Annotated in this window: 17 protein-coding genes and 1 riboswitch; of the genes, 6 read left to right on the top strand and 11 right to left on the bottom strand. The window is 34.4% G+C overall.

Annotated features, from left to right (window positions below):
• The first annotated feature begins 170 nt into the window (after positions 1–170).
• The gene (locus CELAL_RS10755) at positions 171–1,439 is read left to right on the top strand and encodes an arylsulfotransferase family protein (RefSeq protein WP_013550935.1); all 1,269 of its coding nucleotides are present in this window, start codon (positions 171–173) and stop codon (positions 1,437–1,439) included.
• A 64-nt stretch (positions 1,440–1,503) separates the two neighbouring features.
• On the opposite strand, the gene CELAL_RS10750 is transcribed toward CELAL_RS10755, so the two are convergent.
• The 6 genes from CELAL_RS10750 to CELAL_RS10725 form a co-directional block, all read right to left on the bottom strand.
• Entirely contained in the window at positions 1,504–2,670 is a 1,167-nt protein-coding gene (locus tag CELAL_RS10750; RefSeq protein WP_148229671.1) for a trans-sulfuration enzyme family protein, read from the bottom strand.
• Between the two features lie 43 nt (positions 2,671–2,713).
• Complete coding sequence (gene thrA, locus CELAL_RS10745; protein ID WP_013550933.1) at positions 2,714–6,100, bottom strand: bifunctional aspartate kinase/homoserine dehydrogenase I; 3,387 nt, start codon at positions 6,098–6,100, stop codon at positions 2,714–2,716.
• A gap of 71 nt (positions 6,101–6,171) precedes the next feature.
• On the bottom strand, positions 6,172–7,446 hold the full coding sequence (locus CELAL_RS10740) for an O-acetylhomoserine aminocarboxypropyltransferase/cysteine synthase family protein (RefSeq protein ID WP_013550932.1): 1,275 nt from the start codon (positions 7,444–7,446) through the stop codon (positions 6,172–6,174).
• Between the two features lie 135 nt (positions 7,447–7,581).
• Positions 7,582–7,707: riboswitch (SAM riboswitch) on the bottom strand.
• A 152-nt stretch (positions 7,708–7,859) separates the two neighbouring features.
• Entirely contained in the window at positions 7,860–9,116 is a 1,257-nt protein-coding gene (metK, locus tag CELAL_RS10735; protein WP_013550931.1) for a methionine adenosyltransferase, read from the bottom strand.
• A 195-nt stretch (positions 9,117–9,311) separates the two neighbouring features.
• Complete coding sequence (locus tag CELAL_RS10730; RefSeq protein WP_013550930.1) at positions 9,312–12,008, bottom strand: carboxypeptidase-like regulatory domain-containing protein; 2,697 nt, start codon at positions 12,006–12,008, stop codon at positions 9,312–9,314.
• Complete coding sequence (locus CELAL_RS10725) at positions 12,008–12,913, bottom strand: GLPGLI family protein (RefSeq protein ID WP_013550929.1); 906 nt, start codon at positions 12,911–12,913, stop codon at positions 12,008–12,010. Before CELAL_RS10725 ends, CELAL_RS10730 begins: the two co-directional genes overlap by 1 nt.
• Positions 12,914–13,225: 312 nt before the next feature.
• On the opposite strand from CELAL_RS10725, the gene CELAL_RS10720 reads away from it, so the two are divergent.
• Complete coding sequence (locus tag CELAL_RS10720) at positions 13,226–13,840, top strand: deoxynucleoside kinase (protein ID WP_013550928.1); 615 nt, start codon at positions 13,226–13,228, stop codon at positions 13,838–13,840.
• 31 nt (positions 13,841–13,871) lie between these two features.
• On the opposite strand, the gene CELAL_RS10715 is transcribed toward CELAL_RS10720, so the two are convergent.
• The 5 genes from CELAL_RS10715 to CELAL_RS10690 form a co-directional block, all read right to left on the bottom strand.
• Positions 13,872–14,873 carry an App1 family protein gene (locus tag CELAL_RS10715; RefSeq protein WP_041557696.1) on the bottom strand — a complete coding sequence of 334 codons (1,002 nt, stop codon included), beginning with the start codon at positions 14,871–14,873 and terminating at the stop codon, positions 13,872–13,874.
• 181 nt (positions 14,874–15,054) lie between these two features.
• A complete protein-coding gene (locus CELAL_RS10710) occupies positions 15,055–17,358 on the bottom strand; it encodes a sodium-translocating pyrophosphatase (RefSeq protein ID WP_013550926.1) in 2,304 nt (767 codons plus the stop codon).
• 117 nt (positions 17,359–17,475) lie between these two features.
• A complete protein-coding gene (locus tag CELAL_RS10705) occupies positions 17,476–18,003 on the bottom strand; it encodes an inorganic diphosphatase (RefSeq protein ID WP_041557695.1) in 528 nt (175 codons plus the stop codon).
• 137 nt (positions 18,004–18,140) lie between these two features.
• Positions 18,141–20,636: a DUF5686 family protein gene (locus CELAL_RS10700; protein WP_013550924.1), complete on the bottom strand. Its 2,496-nt coding sequence runs from the start codon at positions 20,634–20,636 to the stop codon at positions 18,141–18,143.
• Between the two features lie 106 nt (positions 20,637–20,742).
• On the bottom strand, positions 20,743–21,720 hold the full coding sequence (locus tag CELAL_RS10690; RefSeq protein WP_013550923.1) for a pyruvate dehydrogenase complex E1 component subunit beta: 978 nt from the start codon (positions 21,718–21,720) through the stop codon (positions 20,743–20,745).
• Positions 21,721–21,896: 176 nt separating this feature from the next.
• Between CELAL_RS10690 and CELAL_RS10685 the strand changes: the two genes are divergently transcribed.
• The 4 genes from CELAL_RS10685 to CELAL_RS10670 all read left to right on the top strand — a co-directional run bounded on the left by CELAL_RS10685 (position 21,897) and on the right by CELAL_RS10670 (position 25,880).
• Positions 21,897–22,637, top strand: coding sequence for an electron transfer flavoprotein subunit beta/FixA family protein (locus tag CELAL_RS10685; RefSeq protein ID WP_013550922.1), 741 nt, complete (start codon positions 21,897–21,899; stop codon positions 22,635–22,637).
• 63 nt (positions 22,638–22,700) lie between these two features.
• Positions 22,701–23,669, top strand: coding sequence for an electron transfer flavoprotein subunit alpha/FixB family protein (locus CELAL_RS10680; protein WP_013550921.1), 969 nt, complete (start codon positions 22,701–22,703; stop codon positions 23,667–23,669).
• Positions 23,670–23,759: 90 nt separating this feature from the next.
• Positions 23,760–24,389: a bifunctional nuclease family protein gene (locus CELAL_RS10675; protein ID WP_013550920.1), complete on the top strand. Its 630-nt coding sequence runs from the start codon at positions 23,760–23,762 to the stop codon at positions 24,387–24,389.
• A gap of 24 nt (positions 24,390–24,413) precedes the next feature.
• Positions 24,414–25,880: a NupC/NupG family nucleoside CNT transporter gene (locus CELAL_RS10670; protein WP_013550919.1), complete on the top strand. Its 1,467-nt coding sequence runs from the start codon at positions 24,414–24,416 to the stop codon at positions 25,878–25,880.
• Positions 25,881–25,926 lie beyond the last annotated feature (46 nt).

Genomic DNA, 25,926 nt, shown 5'->3' with positions numbered 1-25,926 from the left:
ATGTTGTGTTTCTATTTATAAGCTCCTTAATTAAACCTTCCTCACATTGATTCCTCTAAAAAATAAAAATTCACTGAGAGAAAACGGTCATTCACTGAATAGAACAGAAACGACAAAATTTAATATCCACTTTTGAGTTAGATTTTAAACGAACATTAATACATACGGAGATGATGAAAAAAAGAACCCACTTAAAGATTTTACTGCAAGCCTTATTAATTACTGCTTTGATAACTTTTAGCGCTTGTAGCAGCGATAGTGAAACCAGCTCTTCCGCTACAGATGAAAATACTTCTGAAGAAGAATCTATTGATACCAATTCTTATATTTTGGTAGCCGACACAAATAGCAATGGTGCTTATTTAATAAACCATGACGGAGACCAATTATTTAGCTGGGAATTTGATAGGAGTTTAGGTAATGACGTAAATCTTTTAGACGACGGTAGTTTAGTTGTTTGCCTTAAAGCCGATAATGCCGGAATAACTTTTGGGGGATATGGCGGTATGTTTAGAAAAATAAATGCGTACCAATCTATTGACTGGGAAGTTTCCTATACTTCTGGTGATGAGTATATGGCTCATCATGATGTGGAATACCTATCTAATGGGAATATCATTTTTCCTGTATGGGAAAAAGTAACCGCGAGTGAAGCCGCTGAGTTAGGCTTTTCTGAAAATAACGATATTTTCCCTGATGCTATTGTAGAAATGAATCCATTGACCGAAGAAATTATCTGGGAATGGCATGTTACAGATCATTTGGTTCAAAACCACGATGCCTCAAAAGAAAATTTTGGCGTTGTAGTAGACCATCCTAATAAAGTAGACATTAATTATAATAGCAGTCAGGCAAATGGAGATCTAATGCATTTTAATGGTCTTACACTAGATGAAACTAATGATATCCTATACATTACTGTAAATAATTATAGTGAAGTTTGGGTTTTAGATCATAGCACAACTACAGAAGAAGCTAGCACTAGTACTGGCGGAAATTATAATTTAGGCGGAGATTTAGTCTATCGTTTTGGCAACCCTCTTGCATATGACAATGTGGGAGAGGTAACTTTAAAAAATGTACACTACCCTAATTTAATAGAAACTGGAAATATGATTGTGTATGCTAATGATATATATGATAACCAGTCTGAAGTGGTAGAATATGAATTGAATCCTCCTTATGAACTTGTTGCTGGAGAAGATAACGAACCTGAGGTTGTATGGAGTTTTACGGATGCTGAATTATATAGTTCAGGCCTTGGTAGTGGCGTACGCATGAGTAATGGAAACACTTTAATCGCCGAAGGGAGAGATGGTACTATTTGGGAAGTAACAGCTAGTGGCGAAGTGTTATGGCAAAATACAGATTACACGACTGTTTGGAGAGCCTATGCTTACGCAATTGATGACTCTGCAGTACTAGCTTTGGGTTTATAAATCTAGAAACACTATTAAAAAGCTTCTATAATTAAAATTATAGAAGCTTTTTTGTAATCCTTTTTTAAGGCTCTAAAGCCTGTTTAATATCGGCTATTATATCATCAATATGTTCTAAACCAACTGAAACACGCACGGTACCATCTGTTATATTTACAGCCTCACGTTCTTCAGTGGTCAATTTACTGTGTGTTGTAGATGCTGGGTGTGTTACTATACTCCTTGCATCTCCTAAATTAGCAGAAAGTGATAATAGTTTAATAGCATCAAAAAAATTCCTTCCAGCTTCTAATCCGCCTTTAACTTCAAAAGCAACAATACTACCACCAGCTTTCATTTGCTTTTTAGCCACTTCATACATGGGGTGTGACTTTAAAAAAGGGTATTTTACCCAATTTACTTTTGGGTGATTTTCAAGAAACTCTGCCAATTTTAATGCATTTTCGCAATGACGATCTACGCGAACAGCAAGAGTCTCTAAACTTTTAGAAATTACCCAAGCATTAAAAGGCGATAGCGCAGGCCCTGTTATACGAGAAAAACGATAGACTTTATCTATTAATTCTGCACTCCCTACCGTTATCCCTGCCAATACACGACCTTGACCATCCATTAATTTTGTCCCTGAATGTATTACTAAATCTGCACCAAACTTAATAGGTTGCTGCAAGTAAGGGGTTGCAAAACAATTATCGATAATCAAAAGTATATTATGTTTTTTTGCGATTTTACCCAACTCTTCTAAGTCTAACACATCTACTCCCGGATTAGTAGGAGACTCTGCATAGATAAATTTTGTAGTCGGTTTTATTAATTTATCAATACCCTCTAAATCATCTATTTCAAAATAATCTGAAGTGATATTCCATTTGGGTAAAAAGTTCATGAATAAACTATGCGTAGAACCAAAGATATTACGAGCAGAAACCACATGGTCTCCACTATCCAATAGCGATGCAAAAGTAGAAAACACGGCAGCCATACCAGATGCAAAAGCAAAACCAGCTTCTGCCCCTTCCATTTTACATACTTTCTCTATAAATTCATTGGTATTTGGGTTAGAGTACCTAGAATAAATATTACGTTCTTTCTCCTCACTAAATGAAGCGCGCATATCTTCAGCATCCTCAAATACGAAGCTCGAGGTTACATACATTGGCGTAGAATGCTCTAGAAATTGTGAGCGCTCTGTTTGCGTTCTTATAGCTTCTGTTTCGAATTTGTTTTTCATAATCATCATGTTAATCAGAGATTCCTCTTCTGATTCTTCGTATCTATTTACCTTTTTCTATAATCCTCAATATATCTCCAAAAACACCACGTGCTGTTACTGCTGCACCTGCTCCCGCGCCTTGGATCACTAACGGATTTTCTCCATAAGACTCCGTATATATTTCTATGATAGAATCTGATCCTTTCACTTGTCCTAAAGCACTTTCTTTAGGAACTGAAACTAATTTCACTTCTAAATTCCCTTTTTCCTTTTGTAAATCTCCAGACAAATCACCGACATAACGCAGCACATGATTTGGCTTTTGCTCTTTTTTAATCTTTTCAAAAATGGCATCTAAGGAACTCAACTTACTTTTAAATTCATCAACCGTAACATTATGTAATGACTCCGGAATTAAATTCTGAATACTAATATCCGCAAATTCATTACTCAAATCTAATTCTCTAGCTAATATCAAAAGTTTTCTTCCTACATCATTACCAGAAAGATCTTCCCGAGCATCTGGCTCTGTAAATCCTTTTTCCATCGCTTCTTTTAGGATGGATGAAAAAGGCCTATCAACCTCTGAAAAAGTATTAAATATATAACTCAAAGATCCTGAAAAAACTCCTTTAATACGTGTAATATTCTCCCCAGACAAATGCAACAACTTAATAGTATCTATCAGTGGAAGGCCTGCGCCTACATTGGTTTCATACAAATATTGTTTCTGACTCTTTTCTAATTCTGTCCTTAAGTTTTGATAAAAGTCAAAACTTAAGGTATTTGCTATTTTGTTTGAAGATACCAAGTCAAAACCATTTTCAATCATATTTAAATAGGAAGCTACAAAGGTTTTACTAGCCGTATTATCTACTGCTATTAAATTTTCTAAATGATGTGACTTTGCAAAGTCAAAAATTGAATTCAGATCAAAAGCTACACCTTGATCATCCAAATCTGTTTTCCAATTTTCTGAAATTCCGTTTTTATTAAGCAATACTTTTTTAGAGTTTGCCACTGCAAAAACCTTTAATTGAATTCCTTTTCGTTCTTCTATATTTTGAGCCGATTTTAAAATTTGATCGATCAACGTTCCTCCAACATTCCCATGTCCAAATATAGCAAGGTTCACTTTTTTACTGATTCCAAAAACCTGACCGTGCATTACGTTCAAGGCCTTGTAAAGGTCTTTACGCCTCACGACCAAACTAACATTTTTACCCGTTACTGTATTGTTAAATAACAAGGGTACAATTTGGTTTTTAATCAGTTCATTAAAAGGCTTATGAAACGAACTTAAATCTTGCCCAACGATTGAAATTACCGATACATCTTTGGTTACCGTAATCATGTTCACATCTTTGGTCTGAAAATCCGAACTAAATTCATCAATCAACACCTCTTTCGCTTTTTCAGCTTTATCTGCATCAACCACAAAACCAAGACCACGTTCTGAAGATCCTTGCGATATGATGTTCACACTTATATTATTTGCACCTAAAGTTTTAAATACACGTGCATCTACTCCGACTTTTCCCAACAACCCACGTCCTTCAAAATTTACTAAGGCTACATTTTCAATTACAGATAGTGATTTTATACCTTCCTTGCTTGTCTTAGCGCTAATTAAAGTCCCTTCATTATCCCCATTAAATGTATTTAATATTCGCAATGGAATATTCTTTTCTATTAAAGGAATAATTGTTTTAGCATGTAGTATGGTCGCTCCAAAATTTGCCAGCTCATTTGCTTCCCCATAAGATAGTTCTGCTATACGCTTTGCATCTGCTACATAATCAGGATTTGCAGTATAAATCCCATCTACATGGGTATAATTTTGCAATTCTGCAGCATCTAAAAAATTAGCTATTAATGCTGCGGAATAGTTACTCCCATTCCTCCCTAAAGTGGTTGTTTCACCACCTTTATTCGATGCTATAAATCCAGTTATAACTGGTACTACATTTGCATCTAATTTAGAAATAACTTCTAATACGTTTTCTTTTGATAAAGCTTCATAAACTTGCGCATCCCCAAAATTGCTATCTGTTTTTATCAATTCGCGAGAATCAATAAATTTAGCTTTTACGCCATTAGCCTTTAATAGTTGCGTAATTACTTTCCCAGAAATTAACTCTCCAAAAGACAATACTTGATCTTTTATTTTAGCACTGTAATCTCCTAATAAAGAAACCCCTTCAAACAATTTTTCTAAATCTGAAAATTCTTTGGATAGCGCTACATTAAAATCTGATTGCTGATACACTTTAAAAGCTTCAAAATCTTTTGAATATTCTTTGCCTTTAGCGGCTCTTTTTAAAATACTTTCTAAGTGATCTGTAGCTTTACCTCGTGCTGACAAAACAACACCAATATTTTCGCCCTTATTTACTTTAGTGGCTACAATCTCTAAAACACGGTTTAGACCATCACCATTCGCCAATGACCTACCTCCAAATTTTAATATCTTGATTCGCTTATTTTTTCCGTTCTGATCAAATATTCCCTTTAACAGTTGCTCCATTTGCTGAAACTCAATTAAAAAAGCATCATGGCCATGTAATGATCGTATCTCACCATAGGTAACATTACTATTTACTTGTGCTAATTGTTTAAAGGTATCTTTATTCTCTTGTGCTGTAAAAAACAAATCCGAATCGACACCGATAATATGAATGTTCGTTGCACTTTTCTCTATCGTTGAAAAGGCATCTTTATTATCTCTAGTAATATCGATAGATTTCAATAGCTGATTCATTAACTTATAAGCAGACAATTGAAAACGCTCTTGTAGTTTTGCACCATGGTGCGTTAACCAACTTTCTACATTAAACACATGTAATTCTTCGTTGGTGCTACGTTTAAAGCGCTCTTTAAAAGATTCTGGTGTTCTATAACATAACATAGCATGCATACGCGCATCGTGAACAGGCTGACTAGAATTTAATAAAAATTGTTCTTGAATTTGACAATTAGCAATTAGCCAATCAGTAGATTTCCAATCGGATGCTACAGGAATTAAATTCTCCGTTAGATTAGGCTCTAAAGCAATCATCTCCCAAGCTATACCACCACCCATAGAACCTCCAATAAGCGCAAAAAGGCGCTTCACTTCTAGTTGTTTCAATCCTATCAAAAATAGCTTTGCGATATCTTGGGCTACAAAATCTTTATAATTTTCAACGACAAAACCATCATGACCATTCCCTGGCACATTAAATACTAAAATGGTGTACTTCTGGGTATCTATACATTTTCCATCCCCGATTAATGCAGACCACCAACCATTTTCGCCTGCCACCTCAGAGCTACCCGTTAAAGCATGGTTTACTAACACAATTGGCGCAGTGTGTAGCTCAGGTCCAAATAGTTGGTATGACAAATTAATGTCTTGTGTGGTACCGCCGTGGTTGGTATAATTAGGTATCGTTAAATGCTGTAGCATAGTATATGTTTAATCAATTGAGCCTAAATAGGCAAAATAAAAGGTGTAATAAAAGTTAAGCTTTGCGTACATTAAAGTGTTTCAAAAGCCTGTATTAAATCTGCTTTTAAGTCTTCAATATCTTCCAAACCAACAGACAAACGCACCAAATCTTGCGGCACTCCTGCTGCTTCTTGTTGTGCTGCTGTTAATTGTTGGTGGGTAGTACTTGCAGGATGAATAATTAGTGATTTTGTATCACCAATATTAGCTAACAATGAGAATATTTTAGTAGCATCTGTTACTTTTTGAGCCGCTTCAAAACCACCTTTAATTCCGAAGGTCACCAGGCCGCTTTGTCCTTTTGGTAAATATTCTTTAGCCAAATCATAGTATGTACTGCTCTTTAAACCAGGATAGTTTACCCAAGCAACTTCTTCTCTACTTTCTAACCACGTTGCTAATGCTAATGCATTTGCGCTATGTTGCTTTATACGTACCGGTAAGGTTTCTAATCCCTGAATAATCTGAAAAGCATTAAACGGACTCAAAGCACCACCAAAATCACGCAACCCTTCTAAAATTAATTTAAACGTAAATGCTGCTGCCCCTAAAGCTTCGCTATACACTAATCCATGATACCCGGCAGAAGGTTCTGTAAATTCCGGAAATTTTCCGTTTGTCCAATCAAAAGTACCTGCATCTACAATAGCACCTCCTAAAGAAGTTCCATGACCTCCAATATATTTTGTCAAGGAATGAATAACAAGATTAGCACCGTGTTCAATAGGGTTTAATAACACAGGAGAAGCTACCGTATTATCTACAATAAAAGGTACTTGTGCTACTTTTGCATGTTTTGAAATCGCTTTTAAATCTAGAACATCCAATTTTGGATTTCCTAAAGATTCTACGAAAAAGGCTCTTGTATTATCTTGTACTGCTTTACCAAAATTATCAGGATCAGAAGCATCTACAAATGTGGTTGTAATTCCTAATCTAGGTAAGGTTACATTCAATAAATTAAAAGTGCCCCCATATAAACTACTCGAAGCAACGATATGATCGCCTGCTCTTAGCAAGGTTAATAAACCGGTAGCAATTGCTGCGGTACCTGAAGCAAAAACTACTGCTCCTACCCCACCTTCTACGGCGGCTAACCTATCTTGTAAAATTTGATTTGTAGGATTATTTAAACGGGTGTAAATAAATCCTAATTCCCCTAAAGAGAATAATTTTGCAGCATGGTCTGTATCTCTAAAAACATAAGATGATGTTTGATAGATTGGAACCGCTCTTGTTCCTGCTGTTTGCGTAGTGTCATGCCCTGCATGTAAAGCGTTTGTTGCTAATTTTTGATTACTCATGATCTTCTTGTTTTTTAAATTAATTATAAAATAAAAAGCCAAACTCTAGTAACAGACCTATACGCCTGAGTTAGATAAAAATCAAAAAGTTATTAAGAAGAAATATTCAATTGCTAGGAATAGCAATTAATCTTTTCGTTATCTGCCGCCAATGCATTACTGCAATTTTTGGTAGAATTTAGCACCTTCATTGTTCAAAATAAGAACAAAGGGTTGCTAAGGTTTCAAAGGGTCTATTCCCTCCACCTTTCTTGATAACTATTCAATACGTGTTTGAACTTGTGCGGTGCAAATATAACGTTGGAACTTTTTAAATTCCTAATTATTCACCAATAATTATAAAATGATATTGTTTTGTTAAGATTCTAGCAATCTTAATTAATTTGAAAAAACTGCTAGAATCTCTCAAAAATTTATATTCCAAATGTTGCTTTCACTTGATCCAGCATATCTAGTTTTTCCCAAGTAAACAATTCTACCTCTTTCTCTACTCTACCATTGTAAGGAGATTCAAAAGTTTTTGTTACTGTTATAGGTTCTTTTCCCATATGACCGTATGCTGCAGTCTCTAAATAAATTGGATTACGTAATTTTAAGCGTTCTTCAATTGCAAACGGACGCATGTCAAACAATTCGGCTACTTTTCTTGCAATCTGCCCATCGTTTAAATTCACCTTAGCAGTACCGTATGTATCTACGTAGATAGAGGTTGGTTCTACCACTCCAATAGCATAACTTACTTGTACTAAAATCTCATCGGCAACTCCTGCTGCAACTAAGTTCTTAGCGGCATGACGTGCAGCATATGCAGCACTTCTATCTACTTTACTAGGATCTTTACCACTAAATGCACCACCACCGTGAGCGCCTTTACCACCGTACGTATCTACAATAATCTTACGACCTGTTAACCCCGTATCTCCATGAGGACCACCAATTACAAATTTCCCTGTTGGGTTAATATGATAGGTAATAGCATCGTCAAACAAGGTCTGTATATGTGCTGGCAATTGTTCCTTTACTTTAGGAATTAGGATAGAAATGATATCCGATTTAATTTTCGCCAACATTTTTTCATCATCTGCATCAAAAGCATCATGCTGAGTAGAAACTACAATAGTATCTATACGTTGAGGTACATTTTCATCACTATATTCTATGGTTACCTGCGCTTTAGCATCTGGTCTTAAATAAGAAATTTCTTTACCTTCTCTTCTTAAATCTGCTAAGATCTGTAATATTTTATGCGAAATATCTAAAGCCAAAGGCATGTAGTTTTCTGTTTCTTTCGTAGCGTAGCCAAACATCATTCCTTGATCTCCTGCACCTTGCTCTTCTTTAGAACCGCGATCTACACCTTGACTAATATCTTTAGACTGCTCATGTATTAAAGAAATAACACCACAAGAGTCTCCACTAAATTGATATTCTCCTTTCGTATATCCAATTTTATTGATAACATCTCTTGCTATTTGTTGAACATCTAAATAGGTATCACTCTTAACTTCACCTGCCAACACTACTTGACCTGTAGTTACTAATGTTTCGCATGCTACTTTACTTTCTGGATCAAATGCCAAAAAATTATCTAAAAGCGCATCACTTATTTGGTCTGCTACTTTATCTGGGTGTCCTTCACTAACAGATTCTGATGTGAATAAATAAGCCATAAATGGTTTTATTTTCTAGAATAGACTTGACAGAAAGGTTAAAAGAAGTTTATGAACCGAAAAGAAATTTCAGTCACAACTGCTTTAGCATTTTTTACGAGGTTGCAATCAGTCAAATCCGTCCTCAATTAATAATAGCACAAAAGTAAAATAAAAGATGGGATCTGAAAAATGGTTTAACAACAAATTGCAATTTTACAAATCATACTTAATTTTTAACATCACATATCGTGGTTGCACCACATACGATGAGGTCCTATAAAATAACTCATTAAAGCTATCTTGATTTAGCTCTGTATTGTTCAGTAAATTAGTCACTTCTACACTATATGCCCATTTACTATCTTCTTTTTGATACGATATACTGGTATCTAAATTTCCGTATTCATTATTAATAGAGTTTGCTTTATCCCTGTAATGGTAATACTCTAAATCTGCTAGAAAAATAAAACGTTTCAGAAAGGCAGCATCAACTTTAAGAAAAGGCGTATCTGTATAATATGTAGATGAGTTCCCACCGTTATCATAATTATTAACTGCATAAGTATACCCAAACTCAACATTTGGTGCATCCCTAAAACTCGTAGCCAATGAAGCTCTATAACTTTGAGTTAAAGACTCTGAGGTACTAGGGCTACCGTTAACAATATTATTTAAATTAGAATAGGAAAGCGAACCCTTAGAACTCACTTTAATTTTTCCAAATGTTCTTTGAAAATTAGCAGAACCAGATAACACTTCATCCTCTAAATTAGAATTAATAGTAGAACTTACCTGATTAATTCCGACAATTGAACTATTGTTTTTAAATGCATCTACACGCTTACTATAGTTAATATTTGCAAAGATATTTTGCATATTAAACATACTAAAGCTGAAAAAATTAAGTGATAAATTATGGAATAAAGCACTTTCTAAATCACGATTACCTTGATACATGGAGTTGTAATTGCTAAAAATATAGGCCCTTGAAAATTTATCTATATCTGAAAACTGTCGGTTAACGCCATAATTAAACCGAATACTTTCTGATTGCTTTAATTGAAGATTTATAAAAAGATCTGGAACAATATTGAACAAATCATCTGTAACCGATGCTCCTAATTGCGTGTTTTTCGCTGTATAATCATGAACTTTGAATCCTGGATTAAATGTCAATTTCCCGACAATTAATTTATAATGAAATCCGAAAAAAATATCAGAGAACTTATATTCCACATCATTAACTAAATCGTCATCTGTAAACGCTAAAGTTGATTCGTTATCTAAAATTTGAAAAATATTTGAATTAAATTTCTGACTACTTTGAGTGGTTCCTAACGTAAAATTAATATTACTTTTTGGCCCTGTAATAAAATAGTAATCGGTTTTAAAATCAAACTTATTCGTTTTTATTTTTCGATCTTGATTGATATTATAATTCGCTTGATCTTCATTCAAAGGGAGAATACTTTCAAAAGGTTGTATTTCTCTGATTGCATTATAAAACGGATCTTCATTTTGAATTAAATATTGTGCTTCAACAGCCAATATATTCTTCTCATTTACGGTATAATAAACATTTGCATTCTGATTAAAACTAGAGGGAGTTTGCTGTTTGTTTTCAAAAATTTGATCTGTGACATCTGCTACAGACAATATTCCTACATCCTCATGCTCATCAGAAAACTTTGCAAGCGCATCATACTCCACCTGCATGTTTGTATTTGGCGTGTATGCCGCACTTAATTTTAGCAATCCTAAATTAGATGTTTGTTCAGTACCTGTTGTCGTTACCTCTTGCTGATTACTACTAATATACGTTCGTGTAGCCACCGTCTGTAAATCTGTATTGGCGTAGGAATAAATTGCGAACCCACTTAAATCTAATTTTTCTGTTGGAGCATAACTAAAATTAACCGCTCCAAATCTTGTTTCTATTTCTTTAGCACGGTTGTTTTGAAGCTGAGACAAACCCAGACCACCATCGCCAACGTTAAAACTAGTTCCCGTATTTCCTGTTCTGCTTCTAAAGCCACCGGTAAAATTTCTATAATCTCTTGATGTAAAAGGCAATTGCCCAATATTATTAAGGTCTGTTAAAATGTTGACACTATATTTAGGACTGTAAAAAAATAGTTTAGGATGTGCCAAATACCTATTATCTAACCCTAAACCCGCTGTAATTTCTCCGAACCAAAATTTTTCTTTTCCTGTTTTTAATCTAATATTTAAAGCTACGTTATCTTGATTGTTTGTGACCCCTTTTAATTGCGATACCTCACTATAATTTCTCAGCACTTCTATTTTATCAAGGGCATTTGCCGGAATATTTTTTGCAGCCAGTTTAGAATCACCATCAAAAAAATCCTTGCCATTGACCATCACTTTAGTAACGGTCTTTCCTTCTACTTGTATTTCACCATCATCATTTATTTCTACCCCCGGAAGTTTGCTGAGTACATCTTCCAGTTTTTTTTCTGTTCCAGTAACAAAAGAGTCTGTATTATACACAATGGTATCTCCTTTCACTACCACAGGCATCTCATAAACTACTTCAACCTCATCTAAGCTCTGTGCTTGTTCTGCCAATATTATATCGCGTTGTAGGTCTTCTTCTAGGGTTTTAATCAATAGTTCTTTTGGTTGAAAACCGATATAGCTGAATTTTAAGCTATACGAACTGTTTTGATTCACGCTAACCTTATATTTTCCATTAGGATCTGTAATTCCGAAACCATCCAGACTCTTTGTTTCTTGATTTACAGCAACCACATTGGCCATTTCTAAGGGGCTTCCTAGTGAATCTTTTAATACTCCCGTAATGGTGATTTTCTGAGCAATAGCGACATTTATCAAAGCAATTAAAGCGATAAGCACTAGTACGTGCTTTTTTATAAATAGATTTCTCATTAGTTTCTTCCTCTATTTGAGTTACCACCCGAACCTCTATTACCACCCCTAAAGCGTTCTGACATTTCTTCCATCTTAAGCAAAAGTGTTTCATTATATTCTTGCTGCGATATAACCTTTCCTTTTGTTGGTGCTTCTATTGCTATCTTTTCATCAGTATTCAAAACAATCTTAGTGCAAAGTAGTACCGTGTTACCCGCATTAACTTCTAATATTAAACCGGGTAAGCCCCAGTATTCTCCTGGTCCTTGACTTACAGGAATCTCAGGAGTAAACCAAGCTGTGATTTCAATTTCTTTTGGTTCTTCTCTCTCTTTAAACATGCTGACTTTACTCTTAGTAGAATCCTTTGTTACAACATCCTCTTTCTCCTCCTTTTTACGTTCGCTATCTCTTCTTTTTCGTAAGCTATCAAAACCCGTAGAATCAATCGCTTGTATAGCGGTTGCTTTATAACAGGTATAATTACCAATTTTCTTAGTTTCAGAACCCATCGTCCAATTTAATTGCTTCAGGTCATCTTTGATTAAGAATACTTTACCAAACATTTCTGATTCTTTAGCATAATTTTGGTCTTTAATATTCTTATATAATTTGCCTCCAGAAAAATCTCCAAATCTAAACCCACCTCTTCCTCCATTATCTCTTCCTGGAGTTTCTAGCTTTTCTTCTTCCTCATAAATTGCAGCAGTTTTATCAAACGTCAGTATAAATGTTTTTTCAGACTGTTCTTTCATGCGTGCCATGAATCTTTTCTTTTGTTCTTCAGAAATTTCACGACCCCCAAAATTAAAGTCGCCCACAGATGTTTTAGAAAGGTAAATTGCCTTTCCTTGAAAGTCTTGAGCCTGTGTACTTGAAAAATGAAGAAGACAGGTAACGATAAATAGTAAAATTTTTTTCATGATTATTTAGGTTGTTGTTCCTATGTGACTAAAAAAAAAGAAAAAGGTTTAAAAGCGATGTGCCAAAAAAAATCACAGCTTAATTTTCTTCAAAAATTATACGTAAAAAACATTTATGCATTTCAGCAACTATTTTTTCTACTACCCAAGAATCGTTGTATATTGTGTGCCCCTTGTAGAAAATACAAAGTATAGAGATAGAACTTAGCTAAATTTCCATTACCAACATTCTAAAGCCAAATACTTAGAATTAAATTAGAAATGATCTAGGCGCTAGAAAACAAAGAAATAAAATAATTAAGAAGACAAGATATGCATGTTGCTGTTGCTGGAAATATTGGTGCCGGAAAAACAACCTTAACCAAATTACTCTCCAAACATTATAATTGGGAACCTCATTTTGAGGATGTTGAAGACAACCCTTATCTCGATGACTTCTATAATCAAATGGAACGTTGGAGTTTTAACCTTCAAATTTATTTTTTAAATAGTAGGTTCCGTCAGATTTTAGAAATACGAGAAACAGGAAAAAACATCATTCAAGATCGTACCATATACGAAGATGCTTATATTTTTGCACCAAATCTTCATGCCATGGGTTTGATGACAAATAGAGATTTTAGTAATTACTCAAGCTTATTTGAGTTGATGGAAAAATTGGTACAACCACCAGATATCTTAATATACCTGCGTAGTTCTATTCCAAATTTGGTAAAACAGATACACAAACGTGGGCGTGAATATGAAAACACAATTTCTATTGACTATTTAAGTAGATTAAATGAACGTTATGAAGCTTGGAGTCAGAGTTATAAAAAAGGGAAACTTTTAATTATAGATGTAGACAGTCTAGATTTTGTAGACAATCCAGAAGATTTAGGAGAAATCATCAATAAGATTGACGCTGAAATAAACGGTTTGTTTTAAAAATAACACCATTAAGAATGGGATTTATAATTTATATGAATCCCATTTTTTTTGCATGTGCTACAGCCTGATCACTATTCTCCACAAATAAAATGGGGGTTGTTTTATAGTCATCAAACAAGCTTTTTACCCGAATCATTCTTTTTTTATGATTTACACTTCTAAGGTAAATAGCCAAAATTCTATCTGGAAAAAGCTCTGCAACTTCTTTATAAATATCCGCATCACGTTCCCCACTATCACCAATTAAAATCATTGGCAGTTCTGGATATGTTTTTAAGATTCCAAAAATTTCTATTTGTTTTTGTGGTTTATGACCATCTTTTTTTCTTTTAAAAAAAGAATTAAAGCTACGTAACAAAATAGGTCCTTTAGGAAAATCATTCTGCTTAAGAAATAATTCTAAATACCGATATAAATTCCAAGGACTATGGCTCACATAAAATATTGGATTAGAATTTTCTCCCGATTTACCACGATGTAATAAATTATAAAGATCTGGGGCACCTTTTAATGGTAAACGTTTTTTTACCGTTTTAAAAACAGTATTAAATAACACTTTCCATTTTAAAGTAGAAACTACTCCTGTGTGTAGAATAGTATCATCAATATCCGTAATAACACCAAATGCTGCCTTTTTAGAGGGAATTAATATTTTACCTGGAAATCTATTTTCGTTAGTAATTCTTCGTTTTATATTTGGATTTGCATAAGATACTTCAAAATTTACCCAGCCTTCTTCATTGATTAATTTTTGTAAATCATGAATTTCCGTTTCCACTTTAAAATAGCCATGATTATCCGTTGAAGTCTGCAACACTTGGCCATTTGGCAAGGTTATGTCAAGGTTCGTATGCTTAACCTCGTCTGTTTCTAAGCGTTTCCATGTGTTTAGCATTAAGTTAAACCACCCTTTATCGTCTAGGTTAATAGACTCATCTTCAAGCGCTCTCCCTCTTAAATAGAAATGAGAATCAGTACCATAAGCATCAAATGTAATTATTTGTAAAGGGTCTTTCTTAAATAACATCATACTAAAATACCATAAAAAAACCTGCTAATAATAGTTATTAGCAGGTTTAAAAATAAAAATTTAAAATCTATTTTTTAATTATCGACTTTATCAATCTTAACTTCTATTTCTGGATCACTAGATTTAACGCTAGTATTTTCTAAAGCTTCTAATTGCGCTTTAACTTCTTGAGACGTCCCTTCTAATTTTTTTCTTCATTTTTAAGCACATCATTTACTATGGTTGTATAAGCAACAGTAGCTTTTGCTAAATTTGCAGCATCAGAATTGCGTTCTATTTTCACCTCTTTCTGAATTTCTGAAACCTCCTTTTGGGCATGCCCACCTAATATTGGAGCAATCACTAAACCAATCAAACACGTAAGTTTAATTAGTATATTCATAGAAGGCCCAGAGGTATCTTTAAAAGGATCACCAACAGTATCTCCAGTGACAGCTGCTTTATGAGCCTCACTCCCCTTAAATGTCATTTCTCCATTAATCTCTACACCTGCTTCAAAAGATTTTTTTGCATTATCCCATGCACCACCTGCATTATTTTGGAATATTGCCCAAAGCACCCCCGAAACGGTAACTCCAGCCATATAACCACCTAACATTTCTGCTATTGCTAAATTATTCATTCCAAAAATCATTGGAACAAACGCTATTGCTAAAGGAAAACCTATTGTCAATACTCCTGGCAACATCATTTCTTTTAAAGAAGCTTTCGTAGAAATAGCTACACATTTATCATATTCTGGTTTTCCTGTACCTTCCATAATACCTGGTATTTCCCTAAACTGTCTACGTACTTCTTCTACCATTTCCATAGCAGCTTTACCTACCGCATTCATTGCTAAAGCAGAAAAAACCACAGGCACCATTCCTCCAACAAATAACATGGCTAAAACTGGTGCTTTAAAGATATTAATTCCGTCTATTCCTGTAAATGTAACATAGGCTGCAAAAAGCGCTAATGATGTTAATGCCGCAGAAGCGATTGCAAAACCTTTCCCTGTTGCTGCTGTAGTATTCCCTACGGAATCTAAAATATCTGTACGTTCTCTAACAATTGGTTCTTGTTCACTCATTTCTGCAATACCACCAGCATTATCAGAGATAGGACCAAAAGCGTCTATTGCTAGCTGCATTGCTGTAGTAGCCATCATCGCAGAAGCTGCTAATGACACCCCGTAAAAACCTGCAAAAGCATAAGATGCCCAAATTGCAGCTGCAAAAAGTAACACTGAAGGAAATGTAGAAATCATTCCTGTTGCCAAACCTGCAATTATATTAGTTCCTGCTCCAGTACTTGATTGTTGTACAATTTTTAAGATTGGTTTTTTACCTAAGCCCGTATAATATTCAGTTACCGATGATATTACGGCCCCTACGATTAAACCTACCAAGGTTGCATAGAATACACGCATTGAGGAAATTTCTTGTAAACCTTCTCCAAAAAATTCCATTTTCATGGTTTCTGGCAACATCCAAGTAACTAAACCGAAACAAGAAACTGCAACCAAAACTATGGAAGTCCAATTACCTATATTTAAAGCACCCATAACTTGTGCCTCCTTTGCATCATCATTTTTAATTTTTACAAGCATGGTTCCTATTATAGAAATAATAATACCCACACCGGCTATAGACATTGGCAATAATATTGGTCCGATACCACCAAAGCCATCATCAATTGCTCCACCCATATCCTTTATCACATAATTACCTAACACCATCGCTGCTAATACGGTTGCGACATACGAACCAAACAAATCTGCCCCCATACCAGCTACATCACCAACATTATCTCCTACGTTATCTGCTATTGTTGCAGGGTTACGAGGATCATCTTCAGGTATTCCTGCTTCAACCTTACCTACTAAATCTGCTCCTACATCTGCTGCTTTAGTATAAATACCTCCACCAACACGAGCAAATAATGCGATAGACTCTGCTCCTAAAGAAAACCCAGCTAACGTTTCAAGTACAATAGTCATATCCATTGTATTCGTCCAAACACCTCCCATAAAAAAATGAAAGAATCCTATAAAGAAAGTTGTTAAACCCAATACCGCTAAACCAGCAACACCAAGCCCCATAACGGTACCGCCACCAAATGAAATTTTCAAAGCATTTGGCAAACTCGTTCTTGCAGCTTGCGTTGTTCTTACATTAGTTTTAGTTGCAATTTTCATCCCTATGTTCCCTGCAAATGCAGAAAATATAGCTCCGAATATAAATGCAATTACAATTAACCAATGTGTGGTTGGCACTATAAAAGAAACAATAGAAAGCAACACACTAACAATTAATACAAAAATTGCCAAAAGTTTGTACTCTGCATTTAAAAATGCAAGTGCACCTTCGTAAATATGATCTGAAATTTCTTTCATTTTCCCATCTCCAGCGTCTTGTTTTAATACCCATGATTTTTTCACTAGCATATAAAACAAACCTAATAGTGCCATCGCAATCGGCATGTAAATAATCATTGATTTCATAAAGTAGTCCGTTAACTATTAATTATTTCTCAAAAAAACGCATAAATTTTAAACATAACAAAAAAAGTCATGCTTTTTAATGGCATGACTTTTTTAAATTTACTAAAAAGTTGAATATTATATCGTAAAAGTGCGTTTCTTTTTATGATCACTTTCATCATAACGTTGTACACATTGTTCATAAATTTCAATGGCTTCTTTTGCGTCTCCCCAACCACCAACATCTACTTTTTTCTTTTCTAGATCTTTATATACTCTAAAAAAGTGCTCGATTTCTTTTAGTCTATGTGGATTAAGGTCACTGATGTCACGATTATTTCCCCAGATAGGATCAGAAACTGGCACACAAATGATTTTTTCATCTGGTCCTTTCTCATCGGTCATATGAAAAACTCCAATAGGCCTAACTTCCATAACCACCATTGGGTATGTTGGCTCATGACCTAATACTAATACGTCTAGCGGGTCACTATCTAAAGCAAGTGTTTCTGGAATAAATCCATAATCACCAGGATACATCATTGACGAAAAAAGCATTCTATCAAATCTTATTTTGTGTAATGTAAAGTCGTATTCGTATTTATTTCTACTTCCTTTTGGAATTTCGATTAGAACATCGAAAGTTATTTCTAATTGTTCGCTCATAATAATACTGTGATTTGTAGACAAAGATACTTGAATAATTTATTTTACCCTGATTATTGAATGAAATATCTAAGGTTTTAGCCTGTAACCTTAAGTATATTTTTACGAAAACGGTATAGTAAATTTTTAGTTTTAGCTTAAAAATTAAATCCAAATGATCCTGTTACACTAAAAGGCCTAGCTTCTGGACTTTCTAAATAATTTCCTCTAAAGTTAAAATCAATTCTTAGAATCTTAAATATATTACCTACGCCGAAAGAATATTCCCAGTACATTTTACTATTAGGGGCTTGCAACGGAATATTGGTAGGACTATTTATCAAGATATTCTCATCAGAAAGATCTCCCCAAACACCTCTTAATCCTATAATTTCTCTCAAGTTCCATTTTTTTATTATTGGAATTCTAGAAAATATACGGCCGTTAAAATTTTGTTCTAAGTGCACTGAAGCATAGGTATCTGTTACAAACTCATAAAAATCAAGGTTAGGAAAAGTACCATAAATAGAAAACAAAGTTTGATTCCCTGGAATAACATTTAATAAGCCTAAAGGAACTTCCCCAAAGGTTTTGCCCAACTCCACAGTACTTAACAACCTACCAAACCCTCCAATTTGCCATGGTTGTGTATAAGAAAATTGAATTTTCTCATAGTCAAAATCGCTTTCCAGAAAATCTTTCACCCCTTTTGTATAAGACAAAAATAAGGTACTATAATTATCATTGATATTTCTGCGTTCTACCCCATAACCTATAGTTCTTTTTCCTGGGGTATAAATTAGCGTGGTATTAAAATCAAACTGCTTTAACTCCGAAGAAATTCCTGTTGGGGATTCTGGATCAAGATAATCTAAACTAAATGCGTCTGGTAATGCAGAACTTAGACTACGCAAAGAACCACCTACCTTAAAAACAAGATTATTCAGCGGCTCGGCTTCTATTTGAAAAGTAGATAAATTTATATTTGTTAAACGATCATTAGAACCTACAGAAACCAATGAAGATGAAGCTACGCTTCTTCCTAAAACATCTGTAGTTGCAGTTAAACTTAATCCTAATTGCTCTATATCACGCCTATTCCCTCCAGATACAATTAATCTTGATTTTTTATCCAACAAGAACTTACCAGATATGCCATGTTTAAATTTATGATCATCAAAGCCATACGCAGTATACGCCTCAATTCGCCAAGGATCATTTTGCCCAAAATAGGTACGTGCTCCTAGTCTTGTTCTAATACCTTCCGCTTCATTATAACCAAAAACACTGTAAATATTACCTAAATCTAAATTCCATTTATCAATCTCAACATACCCTGAGCCCAATATACTTGCTATATTATAAATGCTCTTAAATTTAGGCACTGTTCTAAGCGTATCTAATAACTTATAAACACCAGACTCGTCTTTATTAAGCGCTTCTAATCTATTATTTTTCCAAAAGATGGAGTCCTGTTCTACAATTCCTGAATTAAATTGATTGGACAGGTTTTTATAAAACTTTGGATCTTTATATTCATCAAAAACATAATTATTATAAACCGTAGTACGTTTTCCGTATACGCCTTTAGATTCTTCTTTTTTATTTAAACTAAAATCACTCAACATGTAATCTCTCTTCAAAAGAAAAACAGAATCATTAACCACTTCAAAATCTTGCTCTATATAAATCTCTTTAACCCAGTTTATATTCGCGCTTTTAGTGACTTCTAAATTTATTTTTTTGATGGCATAAGTAGAATCATTCACCCAAAAGTTTCCTTTAAAAGTCAGCTCATTCTTCCTTCTTGGATAATATATGATATTATAGCACCATTTGTTATCTATAAAACTACTATCTGCCAATACGTAATTGTACACATCTATACCCGTTTTAGATAATGGGCTCGTAAAACTTTTATCAAAAAATTTTAAATAATTATTATAGATGTCATAATCAGAATACAAATCTTCTACAAATGCAGTTAATGCTTGATTGTTACTAAAACCAGAATTTTTAGTTCCTAAAAGTTCTTCTTTTTCTTCCCCTTTTAAATTATCGCCATATACCTTAGAAAAGGTTTCATTTAAAAAGATAGGCAAATACGTTTTTCCTGTTATTCTTGAGGTATCCAGATCCTGAAAAACAAACTCTAAGCCTTTAAAAATTTTACTTTTAATAAGCGCACTATCAATCGTATTTAAATCGAACTCTACTTTTTCGTATTTATCATAGTTATATTGCTTGTAATGTTTTACTCCATTACTGCGTTTGCGTTCCCATATTTTACGAAGGATATCAATTGCAGGATTATTTTTCTTTGATTGTTTTCCAAAATAAACTACGACCTCTTTTAGTTGCTCGCCGCCTTCGGCAAGGACCACTTTCATTTCGTAGTTTACTTTCTTATCTAAAAATATATCCTTGGTTTCATACCCAACGAAAGACACTTGAAGCGTTTCGTAAGTATTATCAGATTCCATATAAAAAACACCATCATCGTTGGTGATTGTTCCTTCGGAAGATCCTTTAAATATTATATTTGCGAAAGCAACAGGAATGCCTGCTTCATCTATTACAACACCACTAACTTTTGTTTGAGCTAGAAGTGCAAATGAATATAGCGAGAAGAAAAATAGAAGTAATTTTTTCATTAAAGGATGGGGTGCTACAATTACATTATGGTACACTAAAAAAAACCAAAAAAGCTTTACCGACCAGGTTAGTCAGTAAAGCTACTTCAATCTTACAAAATGTATTTTATTTATACAATACTTTCTTTACTGATTTAATTACATCTGTATAGTTTGGCAACCATTCTGCTAATAAAACTGGAGAATAAGGTGCTGGAGTATCAGCTGTATTAATTTTTTCAATTGGAGCATCCAAAAAGTCAAATGCGTTGGATTGAATATGGTAGATAATTTCTGAAGCAACATTACCATAAGGCCATGCTTCTTCAAGAATTACAACTCTATTTGTTTTCTTTACAGATTTAAGAATTGCTTCATAATCTAAAGGCTTAACAGTCCGTAAGTCAATAATCTCACAACTAATACCTTCTTTTTGCAACTCATCCGCAGCTTTATAAGCTTCTTTGATAATTTTACCAAAAGAGATAATAGTAACATCTGTACCTTCCCTTTTAATATCTGCAACACCTAATGGAATTAAATATTCTCCTTCAGGCACCTCAGCTTTATCGCCATACATTTGTTCCGATTCCATAAAAATAACTGGATCATTGTCACGTATTGCTGCTTTTAGTAACCCTTTAGCGTCAGCTGGATTAGAAGGAACCACAACTTTTAAACCAGGGCAGTTTGCAAACCAACTTTCAAAAGCCTGTGAGTGTGTTGCTCCTAATTGACCTGCAGAACCTGTAGGACCTCTAAAAACAATAGGACAATTAAATTGCCCACCAGACATTTGACGAATCTTTGCTGCATTATTTATAATCTGATCAATTCCTACTAATGCGAAATTAAAAGTCATAAATTCTATGATAGGCCTGTTACCATTCATAGCAGAACCAACTCCGATACCTGCAAAACCAAGTTCGGAAATAGGAGTATCTATCACTCGGTCTGCTCCAAATTCATCAAGCATTCCTTTTGAGGCTTTATAAGCGCCGTTATACTCAGCAACTTCTTCACCCATCAAATAGATAGATTCATCTCTTCTCATTTCTTCGGACATTGCCTCACAAATAGCTTCTCTAAATTGTATTGTTTTCATTAAAACGGCGTTTCTTTATATTCTATTCCCAAAAGGATAGCAAAAATAGGAAATTATCTGTCATAATAAACGGTGAAATTCGCAAAAAAAGTTATAAAATTTACTATGCACGCATAGTAAATTTGAAAAATATTGGTTATCTTAGCAGTCTTTAGAAACATAAAACTCCATAAATAATGAAAATATTAGTTTGTATAAGTAACGTTCCTGACACTACGTCTAAAATAAACTTTACGGATAACGATACAAAATTTGACACGAATGGTGTTCAATTTGTAATTAATCCTAATGATGAATTTGGATTAACCAGAGCCATGTGGTTTAAAGAAAAACAAAGTGCTACGGTGCATATAGCTTCTGTTGGTGACGCCACTGTTGAAGCTACAATGAGAAAAGCTCTTGCTATAGGTGCTGACGAAGCAATACGGGTAAATGCAGTACCTACAGATGGTTTTTTCGTAGCGCAACAACTTGCAAACATCGTGAAAGAAGGTGCATATGATTTAGTCATTGCAGGAAGAGAATCTATTGATTACAACGGAGGTATGGTTCCAGGAATCATGGCTAGTCTTTTAGATATGAACTTTGTAAATACATGTATTAGTTTAGATGTTGATGGAACAAACGCTACTGCATTTCGTGAAATTGACGGAGGAAAAGAAAAAATAGCAACCAGCCTACCTTTAATAATAGGAGGTCAAAAAGGACTTGTTGAAGAAAGTGATTTAAGAATCCCGAACATGAGAGGCATCATGATGGCGCGTCAGAAAAAATTAACCGTTATAGAGCCTGTTGACGGAATAAATGCTACTAAAGACACTAAATTTACGAAGCCTGCAGCAAAAGGAGCCGTAAAATTAGCTTCTTCTGTTGACGAATTAATTACCTTATTGCATAACGAAGCAAAAGTAATTTAATCGAAACTTTTTATCAAGTCTTAACTAGTCTCCCTGAATTGGGAATAAAAAAATATAATTATTATGTCAGTATTAGTCTATACAGAATCTGAAAACGGAAAGTTTAAGAAAAATGCTTTTGAGGTTGCTTCTTATGCTGCCGAAGTAGCAAAACAAATGGGAACTACAGCCACAGCTGTTTCTTTCAATGCCAACGACAATGAAAGCCTAGGAAACTATGGTATTTCTAAAGTGCTAAACATTAGCAATGATAAATTAACCACCTTTAATGCTAAGGCTTTCGCCAGTAGCATTCGCCAAGCAGCAGAAAAAGAAGGCGCTAAAGTTATGATATTAAGTTCTAGTACAGACACCAAATTCTTAGCGCCTTTATTAGCAGGCCATTTAAAAGCAGGTTATGTACCAAATGTTGTTGCAGCTCCAGAAAGTACTGCACCATTCACTGTTAAAAGAACCGCCTTTAGTAATAAAGGTTTTGCTTTTTCTGAAATAAGCACTGAAATTAAAATAGTAGGTGTTTCTAATAACTCTTTTGGCTTACACGAAAATAACACAACAGCGACAGTAGAAAATTTTGATGCCACTGTTAGTGATGCAGATTTCTCTACAAAATCTGTAGAAATAGATAAAGTAGTTGGTAAAGCTACTATTGCAGATGCAGATATTGTTGTATCAGCAGGTAGAGGAATGAAAGGCCCTGAGAACTGGGGAATGATAGAAGAGTTAGCAGATGTACTTGGTGCGGCAACAGCATGCTCTAAGCCTGTATCAGATTTAGGATGGAGGCCTCACGGAGAACACGTTGGTCAAACAGGCAAACCTGTAGCGAGTAACTTATATATTGCAATTGGTATCTCTGGTGCAATTCAGCATTTAGCAGGAGTAAGTTCTTCAAAAGTAAAAGTAGTCATCAATTCTGATCCAGAAGCACCATTTTTTAAGGCAGCAGATTATGGCATTGTAGGCGATGCTTTTGAAGTCGTTCCTCAGTTAATCGAAAAATTAAAAGAATTTAAAGCTCAAAACGCTTAATTTTTGTTAAATTGTGCCTCTTAAAAGGGCTGTTTAAGTACATAGGTCCAGCCTTTTATTTAAACAGCCCTTAGTGTTTTACATATATTTATGAGCTTAGTTAGATTAAAAATAAAAGGGATATCATATAGTCAGACGCAAAATGGCGCGTATGCTCTAATATTGAATGAAGTTGAAGGTGACAGAAAGCTACCTATAGTAATTGGCGCTTTTGAAGCCCAGTCTATAGCTATTGCCTTAGAAAAAGAAATAAAGCCTCCAAGACCATTAACGCACGATCTTTTTAAGAATTTTGCTGATCGGTTTGATATTGTGGTTAAACAAGTGATTATCCACAAACTTGTAGATGGAGTTTTCTATTCTAGTATTATCTGTGAACGCGACAAAATCGAAGAAATTATTGATGCAAGGACTAGTGATGCTATTGCTTTAGCGCTTCGTTTCAATGCTCCGATTTTTACCTATAAAACCATTCTAGATAAAGCAGGAATTTTCTTGAAATTTTCAAATAAAGACAAAGAAAATGAAACGGCTGACGATAGTATTATGGTGAATGAAATTTTACAAGAAGGAGAGACTGTAGAAATTACAGGATCTGCCTCTGACGGCTATTCTGAGCTTTCCATAGAGGAGCTTTACAAAGAATTAGACACTGCAGTGACCAGTGAAAATTACGAGAAAGCTGCCAAATTAAGGGATGAAATTTCCAAACGCCAATAATTACTTTATTTTAATTTTATTTTGATGAAAAAAAGCCTTTGGTTAACGCTAATCTTCGTTGTACTAGCCCTCCCTGTTTTTGCTCAAGACGTTATACCGTTAGACACAATTACATCTTCTGCGGATACAAGCACTGTAAATGATCTTTCTTCTTTTGAACTTGTTTCACCCAAAATACTTCCAAATGAAGGTTTTACGCTTAATAGCTTTCTAAGAGGAATTTTAGGAATGTTTTCTTTAATTTTAGTGTCTTTTTTATTCAGTGCTAACAGAAAAGCTATTAATTGGAGAACAGTATTTGTTGGTTTAGGCTTACAATTAATCATAGCTATAGGTGTTTTAAAAGTGCCTTTTATTCAATACATATTTGACAAAATCGGTAAACTTTTTGTAAAAGTTTTAGAATTTACCACTGCAGGTAGTAAGTTTTTATTTGAAGGCTTAGTGGTAGATATGGATACTTTTGGGTTCATATTTGCATTCCAAGTACTTCCTACCATTATATTCTTTTCTGCTTTAACCTCTGTTCTATTTTATTTAGGAATAATCCAAAAAATAGTAAAAGTTTTAGCCTGGTTACTCACTAAAACATTAGGAATTTCTGGAGCAGAAAGCTTAAGTGTAGCTGGTAATATCTTTTTAGGCCAAACAGAAGCTCCGCTTTTGATAAAAGCGTATTTAGAAAAAATGAATAAGTCTGAAATTCTATTAGTAATGATAGGCGGTATGGCAACTGTTGCTGGTGCAGTTTTAGCAGCATACATAGGTTTTCTAGGAGGAGATGACGAAATTCTTAGATTGCAATTCGCAAAACACCTTTTAGCAGCATCTGTAATGGCCGCTCCTGGAGCTATTGTTATATCAAAAATATTATACCCACAAACAGAACCAATTAATACAGACGTTCATGTATCCACAGAAAAAATAGGATCTAACTTTTTAGACGCTATTGCGAACGGTACTACTGAAGGGTTAAAATTAGCCGTAAATGTTGGCGCTATGCTTTTAGTATTCGTAGCATTTATTGCTATGATCAACTCTGTTTTTAGTGAGATTGGAGATTTTACCCATTTAAATGGATGGATAGCAGAAAACTCTTCATACGGAAAACTATCTCTTGAATCTATATTAGGAACCATTTTTGCACCACTTATGTGGCTTATTGGTATTGGAAAAGAAGACGTTATGCTTATGGGGCAATTGTTAGGCATAAAGTTAGCAGCCAGTGAATTTATAGGGTATATACAATTAGCAGATTTAAAAGATGCTGCTAATGGTATTCATTTCACCTATAACAAATCTGTAATTATGGCTACTTATATGCTTTGCGGATTTGCAAATTTTGCTTCTATTGGAATTCAAATTGGAGGTATTGGATCTTTAGCGCCAGGACAACGTAAGACATTATCTGAATTTGGTTTAAAAGCTGTACTAGGTGGCTCTTTAGCTTCATTACTTTCTGCTACCATTGCAGGAATGATACTTGGGTAGTAGTTAACTACACCAATTAGTAAGGCTGTACTTTATGTATTTACCA

The sequence above is a fragment of the Cellulophaga algicola DSM 14237 genome, assembly GCF_000186265.1.
Taxonomy (GTDB): domain Bacteria; phylum Bacteroidota; class Bacteroidia; order Flavobacteriales; family Flavobacteriaceae; genus Cellulophaga; species Cellulophaga algicola.
This window is presented reverse-complemented; position numbering and strand designations above follow the sequence as displayed.

Bases quoted from the DNA above. Each gene is read 5' to 3' on its own strand.
- CELAL_RS10755 (WP_013550935.1), top strand. From the start codon at position 171: ATGATGAAAAAAAGAACCCACTTAAAGATTTTACTGCAAGCCTTATTA.
- CELAL_RS10750 (WP_148229671.1), bottom strand. From the start codon at position 2,670: ATGAAAAACAAATTCGAAACAGAAGCTATAAGAACGCAAACAGAGCGC.
- thrA (WP_013550933.1), bottom strand. From the start codon at position 6,100: ATGCTACAGCATTTAACGATACCTAATTATACCAACCACGGCGGTACC.
- CELAL_RS10740 (WP_013550932.1), bottom strand. From the start codon at position 7,446: ATGAGTAATCAAAAATTAGCAACAAACGCTTTACATGCAGGGCATGAC.
- metK (WP_013550931.1), bottom strand. From the start codon at position 9,116: ATGGCTTATTTATTCACATCAGAATCTGTTAGTGAAGGACACCCAGAT.
- CELAL_RS10730 (WP_013550930.1), bottom strand. From the start codon at position 12,008: ATGAGAAATCTATTTATAAAAAAGCACGTACTAGTGCTTATCGCTTTA.
- CELAL_RS10725 (WP_013550929.1), bottom strand. From the start codon at position 12,913: ATGAAAAAAATTTTACTATTTATCGTTACCTGTCTTCTTCATTTTTCA.
- CELAL_RS10720 (WP_013550928.1), top strand. From the start codon at position 13,226: ATGCATGTTGCTGTTGCTGGAAATATTGGTGCCGGAAAAACAACCTTA.
- CELAL_RS10715 (WP_041557696.1), bottom strand. From the start codon at position 14,873: ATGATGTTATTTAAGAAAGACCCTTTACAAATAATTACATTTGATGCT.
- CELAL_RS10710 (WP_013550926.1), bottom strand. From the start codon at position 17,358: ATGAAATCAATGATTATTTACATGCCGATTGCGATGGCACTATTAGGT.
- CELAL_RS10705 (WP_041557695.1), bottom strand. From the start codon at position 18,003: ATGAGCGAACAATTAGAAATAACTTTCGATGTTCTAATCGAAATTCCA.
- CELAL_RS10700 (WP_013550924.1), bottom strand. From the start codon at position 20,636: ATGAAAAAATTACTTCTATTTTTCTTCTCGCTATATTCATTTGCACTT.
- CELAL_RS10690 (WP_013550923.1), bottom strand. From the start codon at position 21,720: ATGAAAACAATACAATTTAGAGAAGCTATTTGTGAGGCAATGTCCGAA.
- CELAL_RS10685 (WP_013550922.1), top strand. From the start codon at position 21,897: ATGAAAATATTAGTTTGTATAAGTAACGTTCCTGACACTACGTCTAAA.
- CELAL_RS10680 (WP_013550921.1), top strand. From the start codon at position 22,701: ATGTCAGTATTAGTCTATACAGAATCTGAAAACGGAAAGTTTAAGAAA.
- CELAL_RS10675 (WP_013550920.1), top strand. From the start codon at position 23,760: ATGAGCTTAGTTAGATTAAAAATAAAAGGGATATCATATAGTCAGACG.
- CELAL_RS10670 (WP_013550919.1), top strand. From the start codon at position 24,414: ATGAAAAAAAGCCTTTGGTTAACGCTAATCTTCGTTGTACTAGCCCTC.